Origin of the sequence: Rothia sp. HMSC065D02, assembly GCF_001815285.1 — a bacterium.
In the GTDB taxonomy this organism is placed as follows: domain Bacteria; phylum Actinomycetota; class Actinomycetes; order Actinomycetales; family Micrococcaceae; genus Rothia; species Rothia dentocariosa.
The window spans coordinates 57160-68676 of sequence record NZ_KV820076.1; the positions used below are offsets into that span (position 1 = coordinate 57160).

Genomic DNA, 11517 nt, shown 5'->3' on the forward strand with positions numbered 1-11517 from the left:
ATGTATATGCATATGTGGCTATGGACGAGAATACGACTTCACCGCCCAACCGCTCGCTGGATAGTATGTGCGTTGGCACGCATCATATCCGCATAATGGGGTGCCTCATCATCGAGCGAATCGGAATATAAGGTACCCACCTGAACCCCGTTTTCATGGGCGACCTCCCGCAAAACTGGGCTTCGCGTGCGAGTATTCCGATCAAGGAATATAGCCGGTACACGCAAATCCCTGATAGTGCGCTGCAGCCGCTGCCGCTGTTGGATGCTCGGCTCACTGCCCGCCACCGGCGTTACGAACCCCGCCACCGTCAGCCCATAAGTACTCGCCAGATAGCGGTACCCGTCATGGGTGGTAATCAGGTTTTTCGAGGCCTCGGGCAAAGACGCATAGATGCCGCGAATCTCCCAGTCCAGCTCATCGAGCTCGCGCATAACACGCTCGGTATTCGCCGTGTACAGGCTGGTTCCGGGCGGGTCAGCCTCGGCGAGAGCATCACGCATGACCTGCGCGGCCGCCTTCATATTTGGCACCGAATGCCATATATGCGGGTCTATCTCGCCGTGCACATGTTTGCCGAGCACCGCCTGCGCCAGCAAATACACCTGCCCCCGATGCTCGCGCGAAGACCCCCTCAAGAACCCGTACTGGCCGCCCGCAGGAACCTCCTGCAGAGTGCGCGAAGGAACCGCAATGATCGTGCGAGCCAGGTCGTGTTCGGTGACTTTCCCGCCGCTATCGGTGCGAATCACAAGCCGTCCCGTATATGCCTGAACGGCTATATCCGCATGTCCAGATGCTAAAACAGTCGTATTTGCGCCCAGACGAGAAGCGGCCTCGGCAGGGTCTTCACCCACCACAACGTGCAGTGTTCCCTGCGCCTGCCGCACCCCCTCGGGTGCGTTGCGGGGCGTTGCCAGAACATCAAGTTCGTACACACCGGCATCTGCAAAAGCCCACGAAAGATGCGTATGCGCCTGCAGCGGAAGCTCCAGCGACCCCATATCGCCGGTACGCACCCTCATACCATCCTGCGTGGATTCTTGCGTGCCGCGCGCCTGAGAATCGCACATCATCTCGACCGCGCCGAAGGTCTGTGTAATAAACGCCGCAACCTGCCCGGGACCCTTCACACGGGTAACCGAAAACGCGACCGAAGCATCCGAATCTGAGGGCGACTCAGCGGAATGGCTGGCGGATGCGCCCAAGGACTCGGCGCCCTCAACGCGCAGCCCCAACCAGATAGAATCCAGCGAGGCATCCTCTACCACGGGTTCAAGCTTGCCGCCGTACTGCTCAATCCTCTCGGCAACCGCAACCTGCGCCGAACCCTGCGGCAGGTTAGAGCTCACCATCGCCACCATTTTGCGCTGTTCCAGCAGCAGACCGTTGGTGAACGCCAGCCGCGCGTAGGCGACATCGCGCACATCCCGCAGGCTCGGCTCATAGGAATGCGGGTCTGCGCCATTGGGAATGAGGGCGTGTACCCGCGCACGCTCGCCGCCAACAGCACGCGCCACATCCGCCAAAATCGGGGTTGTCGCCACCACCTGAAGACGTCCGTCGGCATCAAAACCTGAGGACGTATTCTGTGCAGTGCAGGCGCTTAACGCCGCGCAGACAGGCAGAAAACCCAGGAAAGCGCGGCGGCTGAGCGGAACTTCGAGTGAGCGCTGCGGTGTGCAAGACTGACGGCGTGAACCTCTAGAGCTCATGACGTTTGCGGCGGCGCACAGTGTATACGATCATGCCTCCCAGCGCGACGGCAAGCACAGAGGTGCTGACCATAAACGGATTAAACCCGGCCCCGGTGTTGGCGAGCTTCCCGGCGGCAGCGGCCTGCTGCGCATCCTTAAGCTCCTGGTTGGTGAGGGCGCAGTCCTTGCCCGAGGCGGTCTTGCCGACAATGCGTACCTTCGTGCCGTCCGGCTTCGTCACAATACCGCTGGCCGCATCCACGGCGCCCCGCTGGGATTGCTGTTCGGCAGGTTTATGAGTGGTCGAATTTTCGGCGTTCTCAGGCGCGTTCTTCTCATGGTGCGCGGGCGCGGGGTTCGCCGGATTATCGGCATTGCCCACCGTAAAGTTCAGGGTCGATGTGCTCTCGACGGTCTGCCCGTTCTTCAGATGCACCTGCCAACCGATCGTCACCCGGTAGCGGCCCTCAGCGGTAAACACCCAGTTGCTGTGTTGGTGCGTATTCAGTGGAACCTGAAATGAGCCGCCGCGGGAATCGAAGACTTTCTGACCGGCGGATCCGAAGTTGCCCGAGAGGAACACCGACATTGAGCCGGGGCCGTCGAATCCCTTCAAGCTCATGGTGACCGGTCCATCGGCCTTTTTGAGAAGTTCGGGATCCTGGGTACTCCACCCCAGCCACGGCACGCCCGCCTGCTGGGTTGCCCCAATCATGTGCACGGTACTTCCCGCGGAGGCAATATCTTCCATGCCCGCCGGGAATTTCAGCTTCGCAGCATCGCCGAGGACGAATTCTAAAGAGCCGGGTGACACATGTTTGGGCGGGCTGAACCGATCGTCTTTGACGGCAGAACTCAGCGTGGAACCGTTCAAGACCGGGCCAACGTCAAAATGCCCCTCGGTAGCGCGATCCGCCGCGGCATGATCCGCAGTCGTTACCATCGGCAGAGTGCCGGGAATATTCGCCGGGCTTTGGGTGCTTCGTGACTGCACGGAATCCTTAACGACGACCTCGGTCGGAATGCACTTCTCGGATTCGGTTCCGGGATAAGACCCGCCGCGAGAACCCGAAGACGGCGCGGTATTGCCCGAAGCCCCTGAACCGCCAGAACCCGCACCCCGGACGGTCGGCGCGGTAACATTTTGGGCGTTTGACCCGTTAACCGTGCGGTTCGGTGTGCCGGCATTCTGATCGGCTTGTTGCGGTGCCGGGGCGGGTGCATCGGGCGCGGGGGCATCACCCGTTGCAATCTGGGGGTTGGGTGCCGCATCCGCTGAAGATTCAGGCTGAGCCGGGGCGGCTTCCACACTCGACGACTCCTGATGCGCGGGCTCGATCACCTGATGCTGCGCGCGGGAATTACCCGCGCCGTGATCTTCCTCTGATGAGCGCTCATTCGGGGCGGCATCCCGATGCGCCTGCTCACCGCCCTCCTCACGCTGCGGCGGAGCGGCAGCTGATTCGGCGGAGTCCTGCGGGTTTTGTGCCCGATGCCCCTGCTCGAAAATATCCTGCGGAACTTCGCCCACCACAACGGTGTAGGTCGCCTCAGCGTGAACTTGCGTGCCGTCCGCGAGCTCGGCGCTCGTGCGGAAAGTGAACCGGTAGGTTCCGGCGGCGGTAAACGCCCACGCAGCATGTACATGAGAACCCGCTTCAAGCTCGTAGGGCGCTAGCCGATCCGCCGTGCTGAACATGCGCGATGCCCCGGAGAGATTCTCCTGAAAAACCTCGGCGCGTGCACCTTCGGGAACCTCGCTTTTGATGAGATCAACCGTGATTTTATTGTTTTTCAGAGCGCCCTGCGGAATGTTTTCGGCACTGAAGCCAGGGTAGAGAAGCCCATCGGTATGCTTCTGCGGAATGTACCAGATGGGGGTGCCTTCGGGGGCGATGAAATCGTATCCGGCGGCTACGCGGGTTTGGGATTGATCGTTGGCGGGCAGATTGAAAACGGTGGTGGAGGGGTTGAAAAGACCTTCACCATCCTGCGTTTCGGCCTTGGAGTTTAGGGCGAGTTTTCCGTTGTGAAGCTCTGCGTTGAGCAGTTCGGTGTGCACGCCGCGCACGATGTAATTCCCGGTGTAACTGCGCGGTTCTGCCTGTGCTGCACCTGCGCCATGTTCTTCGTGTGCGAGCGCCGCCGGTGCCGTGTTGAATGCGGGCAGGGCAGGGGAGAGAGCTAGTGTGCATCCCAGGGCGGTGGTTCCGATGATGGTAAATGTTTTGTGGCTGCGTTGTTCTCGCGGCGGGGTTTGCGGGGCGGATCTGCGCATAGTTTTCCTCCAACGACGGTGTGGTGTGTGAGTTCACGACGCATCGGTGCGTGTGATTATGAGAATCACTATACATATCTATTTTGATTATGACAATTATTCTCAATTAGTGATAGGCTGTGTATGCAAAATGAGAAAGGTTGTCATGTACACGAAATACACACATCGTCGTGCGCTGAGTGCATCCCTTGCTCGTATTTCCGCAGTAGCTCTGCTGGCTCTCGCTGGCGCATCGCCTATGCTCCCCGCGCATGCGGGACCCGACGACGGGCGCATTATTACTACTCAGGGCCATGTTGATGCCCCGAAAACCTACTGGGAAAACGGCGGTTTCGCACTCAAAAACGAAGCAAACCCCTATAAGACCGGTGCCGATCTCTATGACCTCGACAAGACCGTCAACTGGGTGGGGAAGGGATGGGATGGCCGCAATGGTGCATCCCAATACACTCTGACCCTCACTGATTCACCCAATCTGCGTTTTCTGGGCGAACCCGGGCAGACTCTCTACATGGCGCCCACCCTGACCTGGGGTAATCACGATCCCATCTGGGCAGGGCTGGGTTCATCCGTCAAAATCCCTACTGAAAACTTCCGCGACGGTATTTATGCGACCGATATTCTCTCGGTCGAAGGTCCCGGCCGCATGGAGCTTTTTCGCTACAATCCCGATGAAGGTCCTGCGGATGTGAACCGCATCCTTTCGAGCACGAGTACCGGGTGGCACTCCTGGCTGCTCAGCAAAGGAAGCCACACGCATAACACCACAACCTTCACACGACCCGGGCGTTATGTGGTGACCTATCGCACGGTAGCGCGCGGCACGGACGGATCGATCATCCAATCCCCGCCGCAAAAACTCGTGTGGCAGGTGGGCGGGCGTAAGCCCATTCTCGGTGACGGAACCCCGAACGCGGTACCGACCATTGAGCGCTACAATGCTGCACCCGTCGGGAACCTGGACTCCGCCAAATACGTGCTTTCCGTGGCACCCCACAAGCTCGATCCCGACCCCGCGAAGAACAAGGATGCCGACGATAAACTCAGCGACATCACCTTCACCGCAGCCGATAAAAACCTCAGCGGAACGCTCACCCTGTACAACAACGGGTATTTCCTCACCGACCTTGAGGTAAAAAACGGCACCGCCACCTGGAGCGAAATGATGGGCGGCGAATCCTCGCATCTGCAGGCTGTCTTCACCCCAAGCGGGAACGAGGGCGCGCGCTGGATTTCGCATAAGCTCGCCTATGAACCCGGGCATGCCGAGAGCGTATACAGCGACGACGGCACCGGAGACTGGCCCGTTGAAGAGCCCGATGAGCGCAATACCGTGCTTCCCACCGCCCAATACACCCCCGCCAGCGGCGACTACACCGTACGTACCGTGCCCTCCACACGGGAAGGGTACCGCACGCTTGAGGTGACCTTCGCCGACCCTAATGTTCGCGGGTTTATCCGGGGCGGGTTCTACGCCCCCAACGACTACGAATACCCCAAATTCGATATAGAAACCACGATCGACAACGGGGTAGCGCGCTTCACCTACCGGGAAGACAGCTACTTTGAGAACAGCGAGCTTATCGTGAAAGTGCTGCCGCATCCCGATATGAATGCCCGCACTTCACAGGTGAAACTCACCCAGAATTATCAGCGCGGCGGCGATTACAGCGCCACGGGAACGCTGGGTGCGGATGCGCCCGCCGCAAACCCGCAGCCGGGCGACTCGCACACCCCGGAACCCCAGCCAAGCCCCTCCGCTGACCCGAGCGGTCCCGGCACCAACGATGCGCCGCCCAGTGCATCCCCCGCCCCGGCGGCTCCCGAACAGCCGAGCGCAAGCCCGACTCCCTCACGAGATGGGGATGCACAAAACACACAAAACCCCGCACCGAAGGCGCCCGCCCCCATGCCAACCTGCGAGGCGGGGAAGATCGACGGCCGCTATAAAATCGGCGACGGGCACCTGGACCTTCAAGCACAACTGCGTGATAACCGGCTGGAACTGGGGCTCAAAGACGATAGCGGACTCATAGATGCGGACTCGGTGGTGCGCCCGCTGGATACCGTGGTGTGGACCGTTAGTGATCGTGCCCGCCGCAGCCGCAACGAGCACATGAACTCGCCCAAACTCGACTTTATTGGACCGGTCGGAACCGCGTTTTATGGGCTTCCGCAAACCCAGATGCGCGGGCTGCCTTGGCCCGGGTACAGCACCCAGGATGTGGACTACAGCAGACTCGACGGCGGCGTAACCCTGCACGTTGTTCCTCGCAGCATGCCGAAGGGCGCGCGATTCGGTGTCTTCACTGAGTCGTTGACCGGCCCCGAGGTTCTGCTGGATTCGACCAAAAATCAACATAGTATATCGATTGACTACGCAACCCACGCGCACGCCAACTGGGTGTTTACCGAGCCTGGGCATTACATGTTTGACGTTCAGTACACCGCAAAACTCAAAGACGGTACCGAGATCACAAGTAAAGTCCAGCATCTTGCCGTCGCCGTCGGGAATGAGGCAAGCAACGCATGCTCCTTTACCGCAGCGCCAGAACCGGGCAAGGGCGCAAACGGCGGTTCATCCTCCGGGCAGAAGACCGGGCAAGACTCCTTGGCACGGGTGGGTACCCCTCAGGGTGCCGTGCGCGTTCCGGATGCCTCGGCGGATGCGGCGCATCCGCACAACCCGACCGAACCGCAGGATGCCTCGGCAGCCCCGCAGAACGGTACAGAGGGCACGAACCCGCAAGGTTCTGAGCAAGCGGCGAACCCGGGAACAGCTCATAGGGCGGGTACCCAGGCTGGTACAACTACAGAGAACGGCACGGTCACCGGATCGTCAGGGAACGGCGTATCGAGCGGTTCAGGTTCGGGCGCATCCGGCGTAGTTCAAGGGGCCGCAGGAGGCGGTGCATCCGCGGGCTCGAATGCGCTGGCGCATACCGGATTTGCCGTGATTCCCGTGGTAATCGCGGGCGTTGCGCTTCTGGGCACTGGTGCCGTTTTGGTGATCCGTCGTCGGCAAAAGTAGCCGCGGCGTAAGACACCGAACATGCATCACGCCTTATGACCTCACCGTTTTTGCGAAAACGGTGAGGTCATAACCGTTTAAGAGCGTGTTGAGCAGGGGTTTTGGCGGGTAGAGCACCAAGAGCGCTGCCCGTCTTATACCTTCTTAAAATCCCCGCTGACCGTGAGCAAAAGGCTGAATCTTGCGGATGCGCCGGTTACACTAGGTATAGCCGTGAGACCTACCCGAGCACTAGAGCGTGAGGAGCAACCGTGGACGATGCAATAACCGGCATGCGCGAAGGAGCGCCGCTAGGATCCGCCTTCACGCTCATTCGTGCGGTAGGTTCCGGCACGGTCGGCACCGTCTGGGCGGTCTCACGTAAAGGCTCATGGGCGCTGTATGCTGCTAAATTCCTCAAGCCCGAGTACCACAAAGACAGCGAATTTCTTGAGCGGTTTGTGCGCGAACGCACCGTGCTCTCGCAGCTGCATCACCAGTACATCGTGCCGATCGAAGACATGGTGGTTGAGGGCGATAATCTGGCGATCGTCATGGAATACCAGCATGGCGGAAGCGTGCGCGAGTTTTTGCAGAAGCAGAAGAATCTGCTGCCCGGCGAGGCCTTCGGCATTGTTGAGCGCGTGCTTTTGGCGCTGGAATACGCGCATCGTGCCGGGGTTCTGCATCTAGATATAAAGCCCGACAACGTGCTTTTATCGGGGCATTACGGTGATGCCCTCGTGGAGCAGGTGCGGGTTGCCGACTTCGGTATCGCCACGCTCATGGGGCAGACGGAGAACCAGGGTTTTTACGGTACGCCCGCCTATATGTCGCCCGAGCGTAAAGCCTATGGAAGCTCGGATTCCTCAGCCGATATTTATTCCGCCGGTGTTATGCTGCACGAGCTTCTGGTCGGCGCCGTTCCGCTGGTGGATGCGGATTCTGCCGTTCAGATCAGCGATCACCTTCCCGAGGATGTGCGCACCGTCCTTGAGAATCTTATGAGCCTATCGCCCAAGAACCGCCCGCAGGCCGCGCAGGCTGTGGCGCAGGTTCGGGCTCTGCGCAAGAAATACCAGGATGCTGACCGGTTCGAGTATGAGGAACGTGCCTCAGAAAATCAGAGCACCGGTGGTCGTCAGCGCACGGTTATTCGTGGCGGCGAGCAGGCACCCGCTCAAGCCGCGCAGGATAACTACAGTACTCAGGTGCCCGAACTGGGTGAAGCCTCGCATCAGACGATTATCCGCCCAGTGACCGAGGCGCCGGTTGTCGAAGAGGAAGAAATCGACGAAGAATTTGAGAATGAGCAGCCGAGAACGGTTGCCTCACAGCTCAAACGCCCGCTCGTGTGGGGGTCGATATTAGGTATTTTGGCGCTTATCTGCGCGTGTGTTTTCGTCTTTATTAACAGTTCCGGTGAGAAGAAGCAAGAGGGGCCAAAAGAGCATTGGGCCGCATCCTCAGGCACGAATTCGCCCCTGCCGAGCGGCTTAGGCACCCGCCTGGAGGCCGACTATGACCCGTCGTCTCATACGGCAACCGTGAAATTTGAGTACTCGACGCAAAAATCCGGGCTGCACGGCGATATTCTGCAGGTTGTTCCCGGACTGAGCACCGATTCCTGCCCGCAAACCACGTGGAACCAGGCGAGTGAGGCCGAGGAGATCCGCAAAAATCAGGCCGCCATTACCGGGCTGGATACGAAATGCGCCTGGAACGTGAGTAACCTCAAGATTCCGGCGAACTCAGCCGTAACCATGAGCGCCAAGGTCGATATCGATATTCCCGATCAGAAGAGCCTCGAAAAATGGCTGGGCGAGATCACCAAGAAAACCCAGACCGCCATTAGCGACCCGGACGTGAAATCGGCTTCATACCCCATTCAGCGCATCCAGAAGATTGAGGTGCAGGTGCCCAACCGCGTGGTTAACCAGTCGGCGGTACCGGTTACCCTGCTGCCGGTGTGGCCCAGCGGCAAGGATGACCTGAACCCGCTCATGAAGCTGCCGCAGACCGGCACCCCCTCCCAGGCCATTACCTCGCTGGCGCCGGACACGGGCGATATCGCCTTCACAGACGGATGCTCCGGTCACCTGTCGATTTCAGCGGATCAGAAAAATGTGACGGCCCTATCGGTTGCTCCCCAGTGCAAGCTCAACGTTCAGGTGGGTAACTTCACAAATCTGCAAAGTAACGCTTTCAGTATTACATCACGGTAATTGAACATCTGTTGATCGTGCGACAGAGCGTTAAGATTGGCATATTTCCCGCACATTCTACTCATGGCGCGGTAGAATACCTTTAAGTTGCCTCGAACGGTTTACTCAACGCCACACACATACGATGCAACATTACTGTCCATAAAATCAGCCACCTTCCGGAGTGCCATATGTCTACACGCTTCGACGCGTCAGAGTCACGGCTGACGTGGAAGAGCCGCTGTGTGCGGGTGCCTTTAACCATCGGGGTCATTGGCAGTTTGCTCCTTGCGGCATGCTCCTCGTCAGACCAGCAGAATAGTGATCCTACCTCGCCCGGGCAGACGACCCAGCAGAGCGAACAGCAGGTGCAAAACCCCACGCACGTGCTGCAGAACGTGAACCTTAAACTTGCGAGCAACGGTAACGTTTCTGCTATTGACACCAATAATATCTATGTCAATGAACAAGAGCACAAGAGCTCCAGCAAAACCATCAACTTCAAGGTCAAGGACGTTATTAACGACGTTCCGGTGCGCGTCAGCACCCAGTACCAGAGTTCCAAAGGCACCGGTACAAACCTGAAAGACCTGAACGGGTACTCCGGCGAGCTGACTATTAAGGTCACCGTCGAAAACCTTACGCTCAAGTCCCAAGAGGTAAGCTACGATGCGGGCGGCACCAAGCGCACCAATCAGGCGCTCGTCGGTGTTCCGTTTACGGTGGCTGGGTCGGTTTCGCTCGATAACGTGAAATCCAACCAGATCATTACCTCCGGCGATAAGACGGACGACAGCGCAACCAACGGCGTGATTAGTACGACCGGGGACGGCAAGGCGAACGTGCAGTGGGGTGCGATCCTGGCGCCTCCGACCTCCGGGGCGAGCACATCGTTCACGCTGAAGGTGAATGCGCAGGACTTCAAGGCACCCGATTTCGATATTGCGGTTCAGCCGGGGTTTGCCTCTGACCTTTCGGGTGAGAGCGTGCTCAACAACAGCTTCAATAAGAACGACGCCAACCAGGTTGCGATGCTTCAGCGCACTATCGACTTGGTGAACAACGTCGATTCGACGATTACCAGCGCCAGCTCGCAGGTGAACGAACTGCGCTCTAGCCTGGACAACACCTCGGACACCCTGGGTCAGGATGCCGCGAAAAACCTCCAGGCTAACAGCGAGAGCCTGACCAAGCGTATGGCGGAGCTTGACGGGCAAATTCAGTCCCTCAAGGATGACCTTGCCAAGACTGCCGACGGCAACAAGAACCAGCTCATCAGCCAGCTGGAAAGCACCGTAAACACGATGGATACCCTGCTGGGTGATACCTCGCAGGTTCCGAATGTCTCGGTTTCGCATCAAAACGGGTCATGCACCGTCGATCGCGGTGCAGCCGGAGGCGGATCGAGCGTATACGGCAACCTCGTGCAGCTTTCCCAGATTCTCAACAACTATGCCGATGCCAGTGGCGACTGCCAGCGTGCCCTCGCGGACTCGCTGCGCCAGACCATCGGGCCGGACAACCCCAGCCCCGAGGTCTGCCGTGACGGCTCTTCGGTCACCTGTTCCCTGTACGGTGCTTCGGTCACCTCACAGGCAAGCCTGATTGGCCTCGTCGCTAATGGTGAGAAGCTTGTGAATGACCTGCAGCCTGAGTACCTCAAGGGTGCCAACAAGAACTACCGTGCCCTGCGCGGCGAGGTAGACAACCTGACGAAGTACCTGCAGAGTGATGAAGGCAAGAAAGCCATTCGAGACCACCAGCAGAACGGTGACGTCACGGAATCGCTCAAGTCTAGCCGCCGGTCGGTAGATGAGCTCAAGAAAACCTCGGATGAGCTCACTAAGGCGCTCAACAGCCTGCACAGCAAGGCCGTGGCGGCGCGCAACGACGTGAGCGGAAACTCAAACTCTATAGACCAGCAGAACGAAGATATCGCTAACGAACTCTGCAAGCTTTCGGTAGAAAACGGCGGCAAGCTCTCGCAAGAGGAAGTAGACCGCCTGCGCTCCTACCTGACTTCTACGCCTTGCGGTGAGACCCCGAGAACCCCGCAGCGCGATCAGAATAACCAGAACCAAGGCGATCAGAACACCCCGAACAATAACCAAAACGGGAACAACGGTAACCAGAACAACCAAAACCAGGGTAATCAGGATAATAACCAGAACACCCCCAATAACAACCAGAATGGTCAGAACGATCAGAATGGCCAGGGCGGTGCGCAGGTAACCCCGCAGAACGACCCGACTGAGAATGGCCAGAACGGTCAAAACGATCAAAACGGTCAGAACCAGAACACCCCGAACAATAACCAAAACGGGAACA

Annotated in this window: 5 protein-coding genes; 3 read left to right on the forward strand and 2 right to left on the reverse strand. The window is 58.9% G+C overall.

Annotation, left to right across the window (positions count from 1 at the left end):
* Window positions 1-38 precede the first annotated feature (38 nt).
* Together HMPREF3016_RS02745 and HMPREF3016_RS02750 are read right to left on the reverse strand one after the other, a co-directional pair.
* A complete protein-coding gene (locus HMPREF3016_RS02745; RefSeq protein ID WP_070739994.1) occupies window positions 39-1715 on the reverse strand; it encodes an anchored repeat ABC transporter, substrate-binding protein in 1677 nt (558 codons plus the stop codon).
* A complete protein-coding gene (locus HMPREF3016_RS02750; protein WP_070739997.1) occupies window positions 1705-3975 on the reverse strand; it encodes a TIGR03773 family transporter-associated surface protein in 2271 nt (756 codons plus the stop codon). Before HMPREF3016_RS02750 ends, HMPREF3016_RS02745 begins: the two co-directional genes overlap by 11 nt.
* A gap of 145 nt (window positions 3976-4120) precedes the next feature.
* On the opposite strand from HMPREF3016_RS02750, the gene HMPREF3016_RS02755 reads away from it, so the two are divergent.
* The 3 genes from HMPREF3016_RS02755 to HMPREF3016_RS02765 all read left to right on the forward strand — a co-directional run.
* Complete coding sequence (locus tag HMPREF3016_RS02755; RefSeq protein ID WP_246828430.1) at window positions 4121-7006, forward strand: choice-of-anchor M domain-containing protein; 2886 nt, start codon at window positions 4121-4123, stop codon at window positions 7004-7006.
* 251 nt (window positions 7007-7257) lie between these two features.
* On the forward strand, window positions 7258-9210 hold the full coding sequence (locus tag HMPREF3016_RS02760; RefSeq protein WP_246828431.1) for a serine/threonine-protein kinase: 1953 nt from the start codon (window positions 7258-7260) through the stop codon (window positions 9208-9210).
* A 170-nt stretch (window positions 9211-9380) separates the two neighbouring features.
* The coding region (locus tag HMPREF3016_RS02765) for a 1,4-beta-xylanase (RefSeq protein ID WP_070740003.1) at window positions 9381-11517 on the forward strand (2137 nt) is incomplete at its 3' end.

Coding starts and splice junctions, on each gene's coding strand:
- HMPREF3016_RS02745 (WP_070739994.1), bottom strand. CDS start 1,715: ATGAGCTCTAGAGGTTCACGCCGTCAGTCTTGCACACCGCAGCGCTCA.
- HMPREF3016_RS02750 (WP_070739997.1), bottom strand. CDS start 3,975: ATGCGCAGATCCGCCCCGCAAACCCCGCCGCGAGAACAACGCAGCCAC.
- HMPREF3016_RS02755 (WP_246828430.1), top strand. CDS start 4,121: ATGTACACGAAATACACACATCGTCGTGCGCTGAGTGCATCCCTTGCT.